Origin of the sequence: Corallococcus sp. AB045 (assembly GCF_003668895.1) — a bacterium.
Taxonomy (GTDB): Bacteria; Myxococcota; Myxococcia; order Myxococcales; family Myxococcaceae; genus Corallococcus; species Corallococcus coralloides.
Genome location: NZ_RAWN01000050.1, coordinates 1 through 18,151, shown reverse-complemented (window position 1 = coordinate 18,151; position 18,151 = coordinate 1). Strand labels below are relative to the sequence as shown.

Below are 18,151 nucleotides of genomic sequence, written 5' to 3'. Positions count from 1 at the left end.
TCAGGCCGGAGCGAACTGGAGGCCGCGCAGGAAGTCGTCGCGGTCCCGGGTGACGCCCGCGGGACGGCGCTTGGACTTCTGCTTGAGGAAGCGCGACGCGTCCTGGCGGCGGTAGCAGGTGAGGAGCCGGTCCTCGTCGTTGAGGATGAGGATCCACCCTCGCGCCTGCCGCGCCAGGGACGAGTCCCGCAGCGCAACCGGCAGGTCGCGCTCGTGCACGGTGAGGTGGGTGGCACCACACGCCCGGGCGGGAGTGCCGAACTCGAGGATGAACGCGATGACCTCCTCGCGCAGCCTCCAGCGGGCACACTGCTCGACGAAGAGGCGGGTGAGGGAGAACACAGACGACACGGGGCTCTGGCGCATGGCGGGCTATCTCCTTGCGCGCTTCCCAATACACACCGCGTTCCAACGCCCCGCCCACGCGATTCCGCGCACTTGCGAGGACCCCCCAGCGGCCGCGAAAGACATTCCGTCAATCCCGCCCGCGGCCCCTGTCACCCAGGCACGAAGCCTTCACGATCGCCGCCGTCCCTCACGGTGCGTGACGGCGCCGCCCACTCCCGGGGTTGGGCCCGTTCTGAAGAAAACCTTCACAGGTCATGCGGCATTTTGACAGGCTCACGGGGGGCGGGAGCGGGCAGCATGGCCCCTCCGGCCTCGCGACGCTACGTGTGGGGCCGGACGACCACTGGCCGAAGGGATGGACGGGGCACGATGAATCTTCGCTCGAAGGCACTGGGAGCCGTGCTGGGCGCGGGAACGGCGGGGATGTCGCTGGCGCTCCTGTTCAGCGCGGGATGCGGAGGCCGCGCGGCGCATCCGGTCGTGGTGCCGCCGCCTTCGGATCCGCAAACGCTCCGGCCGCCAGAGGCCTTCGCGGGCATTGGCGACAAGAAGGAGCGCTCGCGAGCGCTGTTCCTGGAGGCGAGCCGGGTGATGCTGCATCCCCGCTGCGTCAACTGCCACCCCGTGGGCGACAGCCCCCTGCAAGGGGAGAACAGCCAGGTCCATGATCCGCCGGTGGTCCGGGGCCCCGAGGACCAGGGTGTGCCCGGCCTGGAATGCACCTCCTGTCACCAGGACCGCAACGCGCAACTGGCGCGGGTCCCCGGCGCGCCCAAGTGGCACGTGGCGCCCAAGGTGATGGCGTGGGAGGGGCGCACGCCGCGCGCGCTGTGCGAGCAGTTGAAGGATCCGGCGCGCAACGGCGGCAAGAGCCTGTCGGAATTGATCGAGCACTCGGCGCATGACGAGCTGGTGGGCTGGGGCTGGAAGCCCGGAGCGGACCGGGTTCCGGCGCCGGGAACGCAGGCGGAGTTCGGGGCCCTGGTGGCCGCGTGGGTGAAGGACGGCGCGGAGTGCCCGCGCGAGGAGAGCCGACCGTGAGCATCCGTCTGCGAGTGAATGGGACCGAGCACGTGCTGGACGTGGATCCGGAGATGCCGCTGCTCTGGGCGCTGCGCGACGTGCTGACGTTGACGGGCACGAAGTACGGCTGCGGCCAGGCGCTCTGCGGCGCGTGCGTGGTGCACATCGACGGCGCGGCGGTGCGCTCGTGCGTGACGCCGGTGCGCCGCGCGGAGGGCCGCGAGGTGATGACCATCGAGGGCCTGTCACCGGACGGCTCGCACCCGCTGCAGAAGGCGTGGGTGGACCTGGCGGTGCCGCAGTGTGGCTTCTGTCAGGCGGGGCAGATCATGACGGCGGCGGCGCTGCTGGCGAAGAAGCCGAAGCCCACCGACGCGGAGATCGATCAATCGCTGGCGGGCAACCTCTGCCGCTGCGGGACGTACACGCGCATCCGCACCGCCGTGAAGAAGGCGGCGGGACTGCCGACGGAGTGAGGGCCACCACCATGCAAGACACGCGCATCCGTCTGTCGCGCCGCTCCGTGCTCGAAGGAATGGGACTCGTGGCCGCGGGCCTGGGGTTGGAGGTGTTCCTGCCCGCGAGGGCACACGCCGCGCCCATGCCCACGTCGCTGCCGGAAGTGCCCACGGGGGGCTTGAGGGCGAACGTCTTCGTGCACGTGGCACCGGACGGCGTGGTGACCATTGTCTGCCACCGCTCGGAGATGGGGCAGGGCGTGCGCAGCTCGCTGCCGGTGCTCATCGCGGACGAGCTGGGCGCGGACATGGCCCACGTGAAGGTGGTCCAGGGCGACGGCGACGAGGCCTACGGCGACCAGAACACGGACGGCTCCAGCAGCGTGCGGAAGATCTTCGACGACCTGCGCTACGCGGGCGCGACGGCGCGCACGATGCTGGTGGCGGTGGCGGCGAAGCGCTGGAAGGTGGCGCCCACGGAGTGCGAGGCGCGCGACCACGCCGTGTTCCACAAGGGCACGCAGCGGACGCTCAAGTTCGGCGAGCTGGCCGGTGACGCGGCGAAGCTGAAGGTGCCCAAGAAGGACGCGGTGACGCTCCGTCCGCGCAGTGAGCTCAAGCACCTGGGCAAGGAGCTGCCGCTGCTGGACGGGCCGGACATCGTGACGGGCCGGGCGGTGTTCGGCGCGGACGTCGTGTTGCCGGGGATGCGCACGGCGGTCATCGCGCGTCCGCCCGTGGCGGGAGGCAAGGTGGCCCGCTACGACGCGACGAAGACGCTGGCGGTGCCGGGCGTGCGGCAGGTGGTGGAGCTGCCGGCGGCGACGAAGCCCTTCCTGTTCCAGCCGCTGGGAGGTCTGGCGGTGGTGGCCGATAACACCTGGGCGGCGATGAAGGGCCGCGCGGTGCTGGACGTGACGTGGGAGGGCGGGGACAACGCCGTCTACGACTCGGAGGCGTACCGCGAGCAGCTGCTGGAGGTGATTGGCAAGCCGGGCAAGGTGGTGCGCAACGTCGGCGACGCGCCAGGAGCGCTGGCGAAGGCGGCGAAGCGGGTGCAGGCCACGTACAACACGCCGCACCTGGCGCACGCGCCCATGGAGCCGCCCGCGGCGGTGGCGAAGGTGGAGAACGGCACCTGCGAGGTGTGGGCCACGACGCAGAACCCGCAGGCCGCGCGCAGCGAGGTGGCGAAGGCGCTGGGCATCGACCCGTCGAAGGTGATCATCCACGTGACGCTGTTGGGTGGCGGGTTCGGCCGCAAGTCGAAGCCGGACTACGTGGTGGAGGCGGCGCTCGTGGCGAAGGCGGTGGGCGCGCCGGTGCGCCTGCAGTGGACGCGCGAGGACGACGTGCGCCACGACTACTACCACTCCACGAGCGCGCAGCGGCTGGAGGCGGGCCTGGACGCGAGCGGCAAGGTGGTGGCGTGGCACCAGCGCATCGCGTTCCCGCCCATCGGCTCCACGTTCTCCGACGCGACGTTCGCGGGGGACGGAGAGATGGGTCAGGGCATCGTGGACCTGCCGCTGGCCATCCCCGATGTGCGGATGGAGAACTGCGAGGCGCGGGCGCACACGCGCATCGGCTGGCTGCGGTCCGTGGCGAACATCTACCACGCGTTCGCTGTGCAGAGTTTCATCGACGAACTGGCGCACGAGCGCGGCACGGATCCGCGAGACACGTTGCTGGAGGTGCTGGGGCCGTCGCGCATCGTGACGCCCAAGGACCTGGGCGTGGCGAAGGTGCCGAACTACGGCCAGTCCCTGGACGAGCACCCGGTGGACACGGCGCGGCTGCGCAGGGTGATTGAGCGGGTGACGGGCCTGTCGCGCTGGGACGAGCGCAAGCGGGAGGGAAGGGCGCTGGGGCTGGCGGCGCACCGCAGCTTCCTGACGTACGTGGCGGTGGTGGTGTCGGTGGTGAAGGACGCGGACGAGCGCATCCGGGTGGACGAGGCGTGGATCGTCGCGGACGCGGGCACCATCGTGAACATGGAGCGCGTGCGGGCGCAGATGGAGGGCGCGGTGGTGTTCGGCCTGAGCCTGGGGCTCTACGGCGCCATCACGATGAAGGACGGCGCCGTGGTGGAGAGCAATTTCCGCGACTACCGCCTGGCACGCATCGCGGAGACGCCGAAGCGCATCCACGTGGACATCATCCCCAGCGACGGCCGCCCCGGAGGCGTGGGAGAGCCCGGAGTGCCCCCCGTGGCTCCGGCCCTGGCCAACGCGGTGTTCGCGCTCACGGGCACCCGCGTCCGTGAGCTGCCCTTGGTGAAGACCGTGAAGGTGTAAGCCGAGGGTGCGGTCTGCCTGAGTCTGGTCTGGTGAAACAAGACCTCAGGGCTTCCGCGGGAGGTTGGCAGCCTTCAGGATTTCCGGCGGCGCGGGTTCCAACTCGCTCGGCAGTGGAATCACGAACTCCAGCCCCCGCGGCAATGGGCTGCAGCAGGGGCGAGCCTCCTCTGCTTCGATAGAACACGCGTTGGGGGCTGACCGCGTCAGGGGCGTCTTGACGACGCGGGCGTCGCCGCCCTCCTCGGAGACGACAAGCCAACAGAGATTCACGCTCTGAAAGTCGTACTTCAGTTCAGTGCGCTCACCATTGGCCAACCGAATGACCGGCGTCTGCTTCGACACGGGCACGACCGCTTCAAGGCGATCTCCTGTTGTTCCGACGAGGACGAGCTCGACGGCTCGACCGCTCTCATTGCGAATCACGAAAGGCCTACCGCTCAGGTGAAGCGCCCATGCGGCGAGAGCCAGACCCGCGATGAGGCTCACCAGAAGGCCACCCCCGAACACCTTCTCAAACCATGTCAATCTACGCATGGGGAGCCTTCGTCGTAGGGAGAACCCAGCCGCTTACGGGACCCACAAAGCACCATCCGAAAGGGGGGGCATGCGAGCCGCCGCCCCCCATGCCTCCCCAGATGAAGAGGGCGTTGCCCGTCCACAGTCCCACGTGCTCGGAGCGCGCGGAAGGGGCGCCTTCGGTGCGCAGCGGAGCCCACGTGTCCGTGGCCGGGGCATAGGCCGCGCCGTCCGAGCAGACGCCGCCTTCGGAGCCGCAGTTCGGCGACGTGCCACCCCAGATGATCATCCTCGACCCGGTCCACACCGCCGTGTGAGGCCAGCGGGCCTTGGGGATCCCTTCGGGTGGCATCGCCAGCCAGCCGTCCCCGAGAAGGCCGTACATCGAGCCGTCCTCCAGGGCCACTGCGTAGAGGCTGCCACCCACGGGTTCTTCCTCCTGTGACAGGGGATGGGGGCGCCGCAGTCTGTGTTACTCTCAGTGAGGTCCACCATCGCTGAGATGGCTTCGCCACATCGCGCTACGATGGAGTCCATGCTCGACGCCATCGTGGAGTTCTTCCGGGAACCCTCATGCATGATCGGCTTTGGGTCCTACCGGCCGAGTGGGTCCCTCATCCGATTGGCCGCCCTGGGAGTCGGGCTGATTGTCTTTCTGGTCTGGTGGCTCAGGAGGGGAGGTCGGCATGAGCGCGACACCCTCCGCGTTCACTCTCGATGAATCGCGGATGAATCAGCGCCCGAGCTGACGGGAGTGCTGTCCTTTCGCCGCCGTCACAGGGGCTTTAACGTGGGGCGGATGCGCTGTGGCTCACACCGCTGGTCCATCTCCGGCTCCTTCCTGAACATCGAGCACGAAGTCCGTCCCATCGAAGGATGGCTGTACCGTGGCGCGCTGATACTGGCGCTGGCCTTCCCGGTCATCGCCTTCACGACGGGCTTCTTCGCGGATGAAGTACGCGTCTGGATCCTGATGATCGCGATGGGCGCCCTGGCGGTCCACCACCTCACGTCGCGGTGGAAGGTGCTGCTGAACCTGGAGACCCGCTCCGTGTGGCGCCGCACCGGCTACCGGGAAGCCCTGGGCGCGAAGACCCAGCCCCTGGAGCCATTCACGTCCGTGGCCCTCTACCAGCGTGACAAGGGGTCCACGGAAGGCCTCTTCATCGCGAAGGTCTACGTCGTGGCGCTGATGGGGCCTTCCGAGACGGTCGTGCTGTCCCACAGCGATGACCGCGAGGAGGCCGTGGAATTGGCACAGGCCGTCTCCAAGTTCCTCGGGCTGGGCCTCAGTGTGGAGGGCGGGCAGCGCCGCTCCGTCACCGCGCGCCTGGAGGAAGCGCCGCTCACGGGGGAGCGCCTTCCGGACCTGCCCTACGGCAGTGGCATCCAGTTCCGGCAGGACGCCCGGGGGCTGACGCTGGAGCTGCCGCCCTGTGGATGGCGTCCCACCTACGCGGCGCAGGGAGCCTTCGCGGTCCTCATCGCGGTGGGAGGGCCTCTCTTCTTGCTAAGGCAGTTGCGACAGATTCTCGGACCGCAGGCTGCCAGTACGCAGGTGATGGTGATTGCGAGCTCCCTCTTCATCGCCTGCGGTGCCTTCTTCTGGTGGTGGGTCGCGCGGGAGGCCACCAGCCGCTGGTCCATCAACGCCTCCTCCCGGGGAATCGAGGTGACGCGGTACGGACCCTGGAGGCCCCGGAAGGTCATGCGGCTGCCCAGGTCCCGCATCCAGGACATCGACGTGCGCGACGCGCGAACGGAAGTCTCCCGGGGCCGGGGCATCGTCATCGAGCACGACAAGGGCCACGAGTTGCTGGGCATGGACCTGTCGCAGGAAGAGCTCGCCTGGGCGGGGACGGCGTTGCGCCGCGCCCTGGCGACCCGTGCAATGGACACCGGCGCCCAGCTCCGCGCGTCCTAGCTGGCCGGAGTCGGGCGCGTCGCCCGAAAGATGAACGACGCGCCCGGTGAGTCACTCAGTTCCTGCTCGCGGGGTCCTTGCCGCCCAGGTACGTCCGGATCACCGGAATCTGGCTGATGGTCGCCGGGTCACCGCCCTTGGCGGCGTCACGGTCGAGCGGATTGGCGCCCAGGACGACGAAGTCCGCCACCTTGCCCGGCTCGATGCTGCCCACCCAGTTGTCAATCTCATGCTGGCGGGCCGGCTCGATGGTGACCGCGCGCAGGGCCTCCTCGACGGTCGTCGCGTGCTGGGGCCCGAGCACATAGGTCCTCTGGAATTCAGGATAGGCCCACGTGCGCCGCGTGACGGCCTGCTCGACGAACCAGAGCGGCCGCGCCGGCGTCACCATCGAGTCGCTGTGGAAGGAGAAGGGGATGCCGTAGCGGCGGTTGAAGTCCACCGGGTCGATGTCGATGTCCTTGTGCGCACCATTCTTCTGGAGCATCTGCGCCAGGGCATCACCCCAGTACGCCACGTGGCCGATGAGGTGCGTCACCCGCAGGTCCATCGCCGGCACCTTCTGCTGGCTGGCGGTGACATGGGTGCCCTTGCGCAGCTCACCAATCGCCTGGGAGACGGAGTCCTGGCCCACGGTGTTGTGGATGAGCAGCATCCGGTGCGTGTTGGCCTGCTCCAACTGGAGCTGGGAGAACGCGTCGACGGCCCATTGGTTCGCCTGGTTGCCATTGGCATGCAGCTGGAACCGCCAGGCCGAGTCAGCCCAGAGCGGGCGCATGGCATCCGCGAGCTCCTTCGCGCTCTTGAAGTCGCCCTGGCCCTCCTTCGCGTCCGGGCAGTGACCGTCCGAGCTGTAGGCATAGGGCTGTCCAAGCAGCGCGGTGCAACCCTGCGTCGAACCGTCCACCCAGAGCTTGATGGCGCCTGCGCCCAGCCACTTGGGCAGCGCGCAGTCGTTGGTCGGGCTCGGCGTGCACGAGGGCCCGCTCGGCTTGAGCGCCGGAGCGGTGACGGTCCCGTCCTTGTTCACGACGGGCCCGGCCGCGAGGTTTGTCACCACGCCCGTGACGCGCAGCGGGAAGGTCGGGTTCATGGCGAGGAGCTTGACCAGCTCGAGCTGTGACCGGTCGGACAGCCCGCCGTCCGCGATGGTCGTGAGCCCGGCTTCACGCAGGGCCTGGATGGCCTTGTGGAGGTCCTGGAGGCTCCCGTTCGGGATGGCCTTCTGCATCAACATCCCCTGCTGCGTGGCCTCCAGGAAGGGCGCGAAGCCAGCGGACTCCTCGATCAAGCCGGTGTACTGGCCCTTCGAATCGGTGACCCACCGTCCTCCGTTCTGCGCCACGGAATCCGGAGGGAGGCAGGGCGTCTGTCCCTTGCAGACGACCTCGAAGGCCTTCTCGTTCACGTAGGCGAGGTGGCCCGACTGGTCGAGGATGAGGACCGGCCGGTCCTTGCGCACACACGCATCGAGGTAGAGCTTCGGCTGCTGCATGAACTCGACGGTCGACTTCACGCCACACTTGCCGGCGATGAACTGCTGCCGCGACGGGTCCAGGTTCATCCCGAGGACGAACGTGCTGGCCGTCTCCGGAGTGGTGGGCGCCACGGTCATGGAGCTCAGCGCACTGAGCAGGTCCTCGTGCTTCTTGCACTCCTCGGGCGTGGACAGGTTGTAGGGAGGGGGCAGGCAGGGCGCCAGGTTGTGGGTGCCCAGAACGCTCTGGATGAGCGTCGGCAGGATGTGCAGGTGGGGATCGATGAACCCGGGCAGGAGGACCTGTCCCGCCTCCAGCTCGACGCGCTTGGAGCCCACGCCGAGCCCCGCGCTCAGGTCGCTCTCCTTCCCGACCTTCAAGATGCGGCCCTTGCCGTCCACGGTGACGGCTTCGGCAATCGTTCCCTTTTCGTCCAGGGTGATGATCTTGCCGACGAAGAGCGTGGTGTCGTCGGTCCCGGGGGGGACGGGGCGGTTCGTCGCGCACGACGTCAGCATCGCGAATGCTCCAAGCATCGCGAGGGAGCGTTTTTGCATGTGAACTCCTGTTGGGGGGAGCCCGCAGTCTACGGAAACTCACTTCATGGACAAACTTGCAAACCGAGATTTTCTTGACGCGTCAGGTTTGTGTTTGACGTGTCAGGAGGCGGAATGGGCGTGCTGGCGTGTGTCTTGGATTGAAGTCCCCCTCCCCGCAGGGCCACCGTGCGTCCACTGGACCCAGGCTCACCTCCGCCCGGGTTGAAGCGGGCTTCCCCCTGCGCTACACCGCTCCGCAGTCGCTAGGGGCGCCTCCGGAAGGGGGCTGAGATGGACGCGTGGCCGCGCCCGATCCCTTTGAACCTGAACCGGTTAGCACCGGCGGAGGGAAGCGGTGTGGGCGCTCCATGCTCCCGTCCCGTCTCCCGTCCGTTCTCACGAGGAGATGTCCGATGAGTGGAGCGTCCAAGAGCCTGAAGGTCGATGGGAAGGTGCTGGAGGGAATCAGCCGCGGCCCGCTTCCCGCCTCGCGCAAGGTCTACGTGCCCGGGTCCCTGCACCCCGACCTCCGCGTCCCCCTGCGCGAAATCACCCAGACACCCACGCGTCACCACGGCCACGCCGGCCCGGAGACCGCCAACCCTCCCGTCCACGTCTACGACTCCAGCGGCCCCTACACCGACCCCTCCGCCGACATCGATCTGCGCCGGGGCCTGCCCGCCGTCCGTGAGAACTGGATCCGCGCTCGCAACGACACGGACGAACTGTCCGGCATTACGTCGGAATACGGCCGCGCCCGCGAAGCCGACCCGCGCCTCAACGGCCTGCGCTTCAGCCACATCCGCAAGCCCCGCGTCGCCAAGGCCGGCGCCAACGTCAGCCAGATGCACTACGCCCGCAAGGGCATCATCACGCCGGAGATGGAATACGTCGCCGTGCGCGAGAACCAGAAGCTCGATGCTTCACTCGCCGCCCAGCACCCCGGTCACTCCTGGGGCGCCGCGATTCCGCGTGTGATTACGCCGGAGTTCGTGCGCGATGAGATCGCCCGGGGGCGCGCCATCATCCCCGCGAACATCAACCACCCGGAGCTGGAGCCGATGATCATCGGCCGCAACTTCCTGGTGAAGATCAACGCCAACATCGGCAACTCCGCCGTCACGTCCTCCATCGAGGAGGAGGTGGAGAAGATGGTCTGGTCCATCCGCTGGGGCGCGGACACCGTCATGGACCTGTCCACCGGCCGCGACATCCACGAGACGCGCGAGTGGATCCTCCGCAACGCGCCCGTGCCCATCGGCACCGTGCCCATCTACCAGGCGCTGGAGAAGGTGGGCGGCAAGGCCGAGGAGCTCACCTGGGCCATCTTCCGCGACACGCTCATCGAACAGGCCGAGCAGGGCGTGGACTACTTCACCATCCACGCGGGCGTGCGCCTCCAGTACGTGCCGCTCACCGCGAAGCGCCTCACCGGCATCGTCAGCCGCGGCGGCTCCATCCTCGCCAAGTGGTGCCTGGCCCACCACAAAGAGAACTTCCTCTACACGCACTTCGAGGAGATCTGCGAGATCATGAAGGCGTACGACGTCAGCTTCAGCCTGGGCGACGGCCTGCGCCCCGGCTCCATCGCGGACGCCAACGACGCCGCGCAGTTCGGCGAGCTGGAGACGCTGGGCGAGCTGACCAAGGTGGCCTGGAAGCACGACGTGCAGGTGATGATCGAAGGCCCCGGCCACGTCCCCATGCACCTCATCCAGGAGAACATGACGAAGCAGCTCGCCGTGTGCCACGAGGCGCCGTTCTACACGCTGGGGCCCCTCACCACGGACATCGCGCCCGGATACGATCACTTCACCAGCGGCATTGGCGCGGCGATGATCGGTTGGTTCGGCACGGCGATGCTCTGCTACGTGACGCCCAAGGAGCACCTGGGCCTGCCCGACCGGGACGACGTGAAGGAGGGCGTCATCACGTACAAGATCGCCGCCCACGCCGCGGACCTGGCCAAGGGCCACCCGGGCGCGCAGGCTCGCGACAACGCCCTGTCCAAGGCGCGCTTCGAGTTCCGCTGGGAGGATCAGTTCAACCTGTCCCTGGACCCCGAGCGCGCCCGCGCCTTCCACGACGAGACGCTCCCCGCCGAAGGCGCCAAGGTCGCGCACTTCTGCTCCATGTGCGGCCCGCACTTCTGCTCCATGAAGATCACCCAGGACGTGCGCGACTACGCGGACAAGGTCGGCGTCAACGACGCCCAGGCCCTGGAGCAGGGGATGAAGGAGAAGAGCGAGGAATTCAAGAAGGCGGGCCACGAGCTGTACCGCTGACGGGCGCCGGTGGACGGGGGCCTGCACGCTCGGCCCCTGCCCGCTGGATGACAGGAACCGACACGCCATGTCATGGTGCTCCCATCCGGGCGCGCCCGTCGCGCCCATTCAATTTTGGAGGGCGTTTCATGGACCCGAGTCAGCGCGAGGATCAGCAGTTCGGCACGTTCATCACCGGTTCGCCGACGGCGACGTCGGATGAGAAGACGATGGGGATGTTGGCCCATCTGGGCTCCATCGCCGGTGTCGTCGTGGGCGCGGGCTTCCTGGGCTGGGCGGTGCCGCTGTTCCTGATGCTGACCAAGGGCAAGGAGTCGTCCTTCGTCCGCGCGCACGCGGTGGAGTCGCTCAACTTCCAGATCACCACCTTCATCGCGATGGCCATCTCCGCGGTGCTGATGTGCGCGGTGATCGGCTTCGTCCTGGCGCCCCTGGTGGCGATTGTCTCGATCGTCTTCACGGTCATCGCCGGCTTGAAGGCCAACGACGGCGAGCTCTACCGCTACCCCGTGAACATCCGGCTGGTGAAGTAGCCCTCAGCCGCCAATGCCCATCATGGGCAGGAGCGTGGCGCCGTTTCCGGCCTCCGTGAAACGGTGCCCCTCCGGCTTCTCCCCGAGCGCGCGGCGCACGGCCACGGCCAGCTCCTCGTCCGTCGCGCCGCCCCGGATGAGCTGATGCAGCGGCGCCTGCGCCCGGCCGCCCAGGCAGCTGCGCAGGTCGCCGTTGGACGCCACCCGCACCCGGTTGCAGCCCCCGCAGAAGTTCTGCGTCAGCGGCGAGATGAACCCCACGCGCCCGCTGTCCGTGCGCCAGTAGCGCGCCGGTCCGGACGTGGGGGATGCGGTGTCCTCTGCTGGCTCCTCCGTGAGGACGCGGCCTGACGCCGCCAGGCGCTCCAGCAGCTCCGCCGTGGGCACCGGCGTGCCCTGGCCAAAGGGCATCAGCTCGATGAAGCGCGGGGTGATGCCGCGCGCGTGCGCGTACGACACCAGCTCCGGCACCTCCCCGTCGTTGATGCCACGCATCACCACGACGTTGAGCTTCAGCGACTGGTAGCCCGCGCCCGCCGCCGCGTCGATGCCGCGCAGCACCGCCGCGAAGTCGCCCTGCTTGGAGATGCGCCGGAACACCTCCGCGGACAGCGTGTCCAGGCTCAGGTTGAGCTGGGTGACACCCGCGTCGCGCAGCGGCCCGGCCAGTGACTCCAGGCGGCTCGCGTTGGTGGTGATGGCCAGGTGCTCCACGCCGGGCACCGCGGCGATGCGCTTCGCGATGTCGAGGATGTCCGGCCGGGCGAGCGGCTCGCCGCCCGTCAGGCGCACGCGGCGGATGCCCATGCGCGCGAAGACGGAGACGATGCGCTCGAACTCGCCTGCGTCGAGCAGGTCCTTCTTGCCGCCCCACGACGCGGGCGAGCAGTAGGTGCAGCGGAAGTTGCAGCGGTCCGTGACGCTCAGCCGCAGGTACGTCATGCGCCGCCCCTGTGCGTCACACAGCGGCGGGGCGAGCGGGTTGGGAGCGGGCAGGGGGGCGGTCATCGCGGGGCCTTCCGCCTTCATGGATAGCAACCCCCGCGCGGAAAGGCACCGCTTCCCGCGGACTGCCTCAGCCCTCGGTCCCGGACGCGGAGCGGATGGCGACGGGCGGCGCGCCAATGGGCGTGGCCGTGCTGCCCACCGGCGGAGAGTCCGGCTCGTCGTCCAGGTCGGTGAGCCGCGCCAGCTCGGCCTCGGACTCGGCGGCGTCCGCGGCGGCCTGCATCGGGTTGAGCTTCTTCTCCGCCATCTCCTTCTTGATGCGGATGAGGCCCTCCTCGCCGATGTCCAGGAACGCCTTCACGACCTCTGGGTCGAACTGCGTGTTGGCGCAGCGCTTGATCTCCTGGATGGCGTTCGCGAACGTCGTGCCCTTGCGGTACGGCCGGTCGCTCGTCATCGCGTCCAGAGTGTCCGCCACCGCGAAGATGCGCGCGCCGATGTGGATCTCGTTGCGCTGGAGGTTGCGGGGGTAGCCCGCGCCGTCGAAGCGCTCCTGGTGCGACAGGACGATGTCCGCCGGCGTGGAGAGGAAGGGGATGTTCTGGATCATCTGGAAGCCGATCTCCGGATGACGCCGCATCTCCAGCCACTCGTCGGGGGTGAGCTTGCCGGGCTTGAGCAGCACCGCGTCCGGCACGCCGATCTTCCCGATGTCGTGCAGCAGCGCCCCGCGGCCGATCTCCTCCATCTCCTTGCCGTGGATGCCCATGCGGGTGGCGATGGCGGAGGTGTAGCTGACCACGCGCTGGGAGTGGTCGCTCGTCTCGTGCTCGCGCGCGTCCAGGGCCGCCACCAGCGCCAGCAGCGTGTTCTGGTACGTGTTCGCGATGTTGTGCAGCGCGCTGCGCAGCTCGGCGGTGCGGTCGCGCACCTTGCCCTCGAGCTTCTTCTGGTAGCGCTTGCGCGCCATCTCGATGCGGCGCTTGGCGAGCGCGCGTTCGATGGCTCGGATGAGGTCCGTGAGCTTGGGTGGCTTGAGCAGGTAGTCCACCGCGCCCCGGCGCAGACAGTCCACGGCGGACTCGGTGTCGCCGTAGCCGGTGAGCATGATGACGGACGTGTCCGGCAGCCGCTCGCGCAGGTTCTCCAGCAGCCAGAGTCCGTCGCGGCCCGGCATCTTCATGTCGCTGATGACGAGCGGCGTCTCTTCTTCACCCGCCACGTCGAGCGCCATCTCGGCGCCGTTGGCCACGACACAGTTGTAGCCCTCCTCACGGAGGAGCACGGAGATGACGTCGCGGACGGAATCGTCGTCGTCGACGATCAGGATTCTGGGCGGTGCGGGGGGGATGGCTTCCACGGCCGAAGATTCTAGAGGTTTCCAGGGATTAAAGGCGAACGAGTGCGAGAAATCATCACCCCCTCGCCTCCCTGCCATCCAGGGTGGGGTGCGAGCCCTGGTTCCGAAGTGAACGTCTCCGGTTCTCGAGGCATTCCCCGCCTTCCGGAGTAGGGCGGGCAGGCACGCCGCGTCAACCGCGCGCCATCGTTCCCCGGTCGTAACGGAAGGGGGTGAGGTCCACCGAGGGCTTCTCCCCCAGCACGGCCTGGGCGACGAGCTTCGCGGTGATGGGAGCGAGCAGGATGCCGTTGCGGAAGTGGCCGGTGGCGAGGAACAGGCCGGGCGAGGGGCCCTCTCCGATGTACGGCAGCGCGTCCTGGGTCCAGGGGCGGAAGCCGGCCCAGGTCTCCGTGATGGGCGCGCTGGCCAGGTCCGGGCACAGCTGCAGGGCCATGTCGAGGATGCGCGCCAGCCCCGCCGCGGTCACCTGCTTGTCGAAGCCGACGTGCTCCATGGTGCTGCCGGCGATGATCCGCCCATCCGCGCGTGGCACCAGGTAGCCCTTGGCGGACGTCACCACCCGCTCCAGCAGGGGCAGCCGCGTCTGTAGCTGCACCATCTGTCCACGCGCCGGGCGCACCGCCTGCGCCGACACGCCCGCACCCTGGACCAGGGACGACCACGAGCCCGCCGCGAGCACCACGGCGTCCGCGCGCAGCACCTCGCCGTCCAGGTCCACGCCCACCGCGCGGCCGTGCTCGTGCACCACGCCGCGCACGTAGCCGCTCTTGAACACCGCGCCCACGCGCGCGGCGGCCATGGTGAGCGCGCGCACGAGGAGCCGGTTGTCGACCTGGTGATCATCCGGGAAGTGCGCGGCGCCCACGGCGGCGGGGGACAGGTGGGGCTCCAGCTCGCGCGCGGCCTTGCCGTCGAGCAGCTCGGCGCGCAGCCCCATGCCGTGCTGCCAGCCCACGGTGGACTCCACATGGTGGAGGTCCGCTTCGTCGAACGCGACGCGAAGCAGGCCGCACGGCCGGTACGCGATGTCCACGCCGGAGAGCTCGCGCAGCTCCGCGGCGAAGGTTCCGTAGAGGGCGCGGCTGCGCAGGCACAGCTCGAAGAAGGGGCCCGGTCCTTCTGATTCCCACTGGGGCGCGAGGATGCCGCCCGCGGCGCTGGAGGCTTCGGCGCCGGGGATGGAGCGCTCCAGCACCGTCACGCGCGCACCCGCCTGACGGAGTTTCAGCGCGATGCCACAGCCCATCACACCACCGCCCACCACGAGGACGTCGGAGGTTGCCATGCGCCGCTTGTGCTCAAGCGAGCACGGGTTTGCAAGCGTCAAGACAGTCCATGACCCGGGGCGACTTGACGCTGAGGCCTCCGGTCGTTAACCCTAGGGCCGTGCGTTTCACGTCCATGCATCACCACCATGCGCATCATCGGCCGGCCCATGACGGGACCGTTCGCCGCGCGCATGCCTGGGTGACGCACTAGAACGCACCCACTTCCGGCAGATGCCGCAGTGATCGAAGGCCCGTCCCCCCAGGACGGGCCTTTTTTCGTTTCCGCCACCGCAGTCCCCCGAGCCCACCCATGTTGAAGATTGCCCTGCCCAACAAAGGACGTCTGTCCGAGGAAGTGCGCGAGCTGTTCAACGACGCGGGCCTGGAGGTGCGCGCCCGGGGCGAGCGGGCCCTCACCGCGTCCCTGGGCGGCGAGTTCGAAGCCATCTTCGTCCGTGCCCAGGACATCCCGGAGTTCGTCGCGGACGGCGCCGCGCAGGCGGGCGTCACCGGCTGGGACCTGGTGAACGAGGCCGGGCGCGAGCTGGAGCCGCTGATGGACCTGGAGTTCGGCCGCTGCCGGTTGGTGGTGGCCGCGCGCGACGAGAGCGGCATCAGCCGCGTGGAGGACGTGAAGGAGGGGATGCGGGTGGCGTCCTGCTTCCCCCGGCTGACGCAGGCCTTCTTCCAGCAGCGTGGGCAGAAGGTGACGGTGGTGCCGGTGAGCGGCGCGGCGGAGATCGCTCCGCACCTGGGCATCGCGGACATCGTGGTGGACCTCACGTCCACGGGGTCCACGTTGAAGATGAACGGCCTCAAGGAAGTGGCCACCGTGCTGGAGTCGAGTGCCCGGCTGGTGGCGTATCCGCGCAACGGCACGGATGCACGGCGCGCGCTGGAGGAGCTGACGCAGGCGCTGGGGTCGGTGCTGGCGGCGCGCGGGCGGCGCTACCTGATGGCCAACGTCCCGAAGACGTCCCTGGAGCAGGTGCGCGAGGTGCTGCCCGGCCTCAACGGCCCCACGGTGGTGGACGTGATGAACGGGGGCCACTTCGTCGCGGTGCACGCGGTGGTCTCGTCGCGGAACCTCTACCGCACGGTCAACGCGCTGAAGGCGCTGGGCGGGCAGGGCATCCTCGTCACGCGCATCGAGAGGTTGATGGCATGAGCGCCTCCACCTTCGAGTCCGGTCTTCGCGTCATGTGCATGGGGAGGGCGACGCCATGAGCGCCTCGGTTCTCAAGTATCTGGGTTCCCTGTCCGCCCTGGAGCCCGACGCGCGGCGGAAGCTGTTGGCGCGCACGGGAGAGTCGGATGCCCAGGTGGCTTCCCGCGTCCAGTCACTGATTGCCCGCGTTCGCGCGGAAGGCGACCGGGCCCTCTTCGACTTCGCGCGTGAGTTCGACCGCGTGGAGTTGGCGGCCCTGGAGGTGCCACGTGAACGATGGAACGCGGCGTTGGAGTCGATTCCCTCCGACGTGCGCGAGGCGCTGACCCGCGCGGCGCGCAACATTGCCCGAGCACATGCGGAGCAGCGGCCCCAGGCCATCGAGGTGGAGACGGAGCCCGGTGTCATCGTGGGGCGCCGGCCGGATCCGCTGAGCCGCGTCGGCGTGTACGCCCCTGGCGGCCGGGCGGTGTACCCCAGCAGCGTGCTGATGGGCGTGGTCCCCGCGAAGGTCGCGGGCGTGGGCGAAGTCATCGTCTGCTCTCCGCCAGGGCCGGATGGATTGCCCAGCGCGGGCGTGCTCGCGGCGGCGGCGCTCGCGGGCGCGGACCGTGTCTTCGCATTGGGAGGCGCGGGCGCGGTGGCCGCGCTGGCCTACGGAACCCAGAGCGTTCCCCGCGTGGATCGCATCGTTGGACCGGGCAACGCGTACGTGGCGGCCGCGAAGCTCCAGGTGGTGGACGCCGTCGCCATCGACGCGCCCGCGGGCCCGAGCGAAATCCTGGTGGTCGCCGACGCGAGCGCCCGTCCGGACGCCGTGGCGCGTGAGCTGCTGGCCCAGGCGGAGCACGACCCCGAGGCCTGCTGTGTGGCGCTGGTGGTGGGCGCTCCGCTGGCGCAGGCGGTGCGGGACGCGGTGGAGCAGCAGGCCCGCGTCGCCCGGCGCGGTGACATCGTCCTGTCATCGCTGGGAAGCAGGGGCGCGGTGCTGCGCATCGACTCGCTGGAGGAGGCGTGGCCCTTTGTCGCGGAGTTCGCACCGGAGCACCTGCTGCTCGCGACGGCGACGCCCTCGGAGGACCTGGCTCGGGTGCGCAACGCGGGCACGGTGTTCGTGGGACAGCGCGCGTCGGTGGCCTTCGGTGACTACCTCACCGGTGCGAACCACGTGCTGCCCACGGCGGGACTGGCCCGGGCGTACTCGGGACTGAGCGTGCTGGACTTCTACCGGTGGACCACGTGGCAACGCGTGACACCGGAAGCGGCGGCGGCGATGGCGGACGACGTGGGGACGCTGGCGGACAGCGAGGGCCTCTTCGCTCACGCGGCCGCGGCTCGGGCCTGGAGGGTGCCGTGATTCCATTTCGCGAGACGTATCGGGACATCCCCTTGTACTCCCCGGCGAAGAAGCCGTGCCGGGTGGACCTGAGTGACAACACCAACCTCTTCGGCGCACCGCCGTCCGCGGATCGCGTGCTGCGGGAGGAGGGCTTCCTGCGGCTGGCCCGCTATCCCGCCGGCTATGCGCCGGACCTGAAGCGCGCCGTGGCCACGTACGCGGGCGTCGCGGTGGAGAACGTGACGACGGGCTGCGGCTCGGACGACGTCATCGACTGCGCGCTGCGGGCCTTCCTGGAGCCCGGGGACGTGGTGGCCTTTCCGGATCCCACGTTCGTGATGGTGCCCATGTATGCCCGGTTGAGCGCGCTCAAGCCGGTGCCCGTGCCGCTGCGCGCGGACCATGACCTGGACGTGGACGGCCTGCTCGCCACGGGGGCGAAGGTCATCTACGTGTGCACGCCGAACAACCCCACCGGCACGGTGGCTTCGCGCGCGGCGCTGGAGCGGCTGGTGGACTCCGCACCGGGCGTGGTGCTCATTGATCAGGCCTATGTGGAGTTTACGCGGGGCGGGGACTTCCTCGACCTGGCGCGGACGCGGCCCAACGTGCTGGTGACGCGCACGATGTCCAAGGCGTTCGGACTCGCGGGGCTGCGGGT

At 69.2% G+C, this 18,151-nt stretch carries 16 protein-coding genes and 1 riboswitch; of the genes, 9 read left to right on the top strand and 7 right to left on the bottom strand.

All coding sequences use genetic code 11. The features are described 5' to 3' along the window. Complete coding sequence (locus D7Y21_RS14640) at nt 1-366, bottom strand: hypothetical protein (RefSeq protein WP_120562840.1); 366 nt, start codon at nt 364-366, stop codon at nt 1-3. Nucleotides 367-717: 351 nt separating this feature from the next. On the opposite strand from D7Y21_RS14640, the gene D7Y21_RS14635 reads away from it, so the two are divergent. Genes D7Y21_RS14635 through D7Y21_RS14625 form a run of 3 tightly spaced genes read left to right on the top strand, consistent with a single transcriptional unit; the run spans nt 718 to nt 4,126 of the window. Then, nucleotides 718-1,389: an Isoquinoline 1-oxidoreductase subunit gene (locus D7Y21_RS14635; protein WP_121713868.1), complete on the top strand. Its 672-nt coding sequence runs from the start codon at nt 718-720 to the stop codon at nt 1,387-1,389. Further along, a complete protein-coding gene (locus D7Y21_RS14630) occupies nt 1,386-1,847 on the top strand; it encodes a (2Fe-2S)-binding protein (RefSeq protein WP_120523719.1) in 462 nt (153 codons plus the stop codon). Before D7Y21_RS14635 ends, D7Y21_RS14630 begins: the two co-directional genes overlap by 4 nt. 11 nt (nt 1,848-1,858) lie before the next feature. Next, nucleotides 1,859-4,126, top strand: a complete 2,268-nt coding sequence (locus tag D7Y21_RS14625; RefSeq protein ID WP_121713866.1) for a molybdopterin cofactor-binding domain-containing protein — start codon at nt 1,859-1,861, stop codon at nt 4,124-4,126. A 45-nt stretch (nt 4,127-4,171) separates the two neighbouring features. Here the strand turns inward: D7Y21_RS14625 and D7Y21_RS14620 are convergent, their stop codons facing one another. Then, entirely contained in the window at nt 4,172-4,615 is a 444-nt protein-coding gene (locus D7Y21_RS14620; RefSeq protein ID WP_147469281.1) for a hypothetical protein, read from the bottom strand. Nucleotides 4,616-4,655: 40 nt separating this feature from the next. Further along, the gene (locus D7Y21_RS14615; protein WP_121713862.1) at nt 4,656-5,072 is read right to left on the bottom strand and encodes a hypothetical protein; all 417 of its coding nucleotides are present in this window, start codon (nt 5,070-5,072) and stop codon (nt 4,656-4,658) included. A gap of 372 nt (nt 5,073-5,444) precedes the next feature. Between D7Y21_RS14615 and D7Y21_RS14605 the strand changes: the two genes are divergently transcribed. Next, a complete protein-coding gene (locus D7Y21_RS14605; RefSeq protein WP_121713858.1) occupies nt 5,445-6,569 on the top strand; it encodes a hypothetical protein in 1,125 nt (374 codons plus the stop codon). Nucleotides 6,570-6,624: 55 nt separating this feature from the next. Here the strand turns inward: D7Y21_RS14605 and D7Y21_RS14600 are convergent, their stop codons facing one another. Next, entirely contained in the window at nt 6,625-8,604 is a 1,980-nt protein-coding gene (locus D7Y21_RS14600) for an amidohydrolase (RefSeq protein ID WP_121713856.1), read from the bottom strand. 237 nt (nt 8,605-8,841) lie between these two features. Further along, nucleotides 8,842-8,954, top strand: a riboswitch (TPP riboswitch). A gap of 45 nt (nt 8,955-8,999) precedes the next feature. Between D7Y21_RS14600 and thiC the strand changes: the two genes are divergently transcribed. Both thiC and D7Y21_RS14590 read left to right on the top strand, forming a co-directional pair. Then, nucleotides 9,000-10,871, top strand: coding sequence for a phosphomethylpyrimidine synthase ThiC (gene thiC / locus D7Y21_RS14595; RefSeq protein ID WP_121713854.1), 1,872 nt, complete (start codon nt 9,000-9,002; stop codon nt 10,869-10,871). 128 nt (nt 10,872-10,999) lie between these two features. Continuing rightward, nucleotides 11,000-11,404, top strand: a complete 405-nt coding sequence (locus tag D7Y21_RS14590; RefSeq protein WP_120562849.1) for a DUF4870 domain-containing protein — start codon at nt 11,000-11,002, stop codon at nt 11,402-11,404. Nucleotides 11,405-11,407: 3 nt separating this feature from the next. On the opposite strand, the gene moaA is transcribed toward D7Y21_RS14590, so the two are convergent. From moaA to thiO, 3 genes are all read right to left on the bottom strand, one after another. Then, nucleotides 11,408-12,412 carry a GTP 3',8-cyclase MoaA gene (gene moaA, locus D7Y21_RS14585; protein WP_121713900.1) on the bottom strand — a complete coding sequence of 335 codons (1,005 nt, stop codon included), beginning with the start codon at nt 12,410-12,412 and terminating at the stop codon, nt 11,408-11,410. Nucleotides 12,413-12,479: 67 nt separating this feature from the next. Continuing rightward, entirely contained in the window at nt 12,480-13,712 is a 1,233-nt protein-coding gene (locus tag D7Y21_RS14580) for an HD-GYP domain-containing protein (RefSeq protein ID WP_120562850.1), read from the bottom strand. Nucleotides 13,713-13,884: 172 nt separating this feature from the next. Continuing rightward, entirely contained in the window at nt 13,885-15,000 is a 1,116-nt protein-coding gene (thiO, locus tag D7Y21_RS14575) for a glycine oxidase ThiO (RefSeq protein ID WP_121713852.1), read from the bottom strand. Between the two features lie 293 nt (nt 15,001-15,293). Here thiO and hisG point away from each other — a divergent pair, with 293 nt between their 5' ends. From hisG to D7Y21_RS14560, 3 genes are all read left to right on the top strand, one after another. Then, the gene (gene hisG / locus D7Y21_RS14570) at nt 15,294-16,151 is read left to right on the top strand and encodes an ATP phosphoribosyltransferase (RefSeq protein WP_121713850.1); all 858 of its coding nucleotides are present in this window, start codon (nt 15,294-15,296) and stop codon (nt 16,149-16,151) included. A gap of 55 nt (nt 16,152-16,206) precedes the next feature. Continuing rightward, a complete protein-coding gene (gene hisD / locus D7Y21_RS14565) occupies nt 16,207-17,508 on the top strand; it encodes a histidinol dehydrogenase (RefSeq protein WP_121713848.1) in 1,302 nt (433 codons plus the stop codon). Then, nucleotides 17,505-18,151, top strand: a 647-nt coding sequence (locus D7Y21_RS14560; RefSeq protein WP_121713846.1) for a histidinol-phosphate transaminase, incomplete at its 3' end; no start/stop codon positions are given. The genes hisD and D7Y21_RS14560, both read left to right, overlap by 4 nt.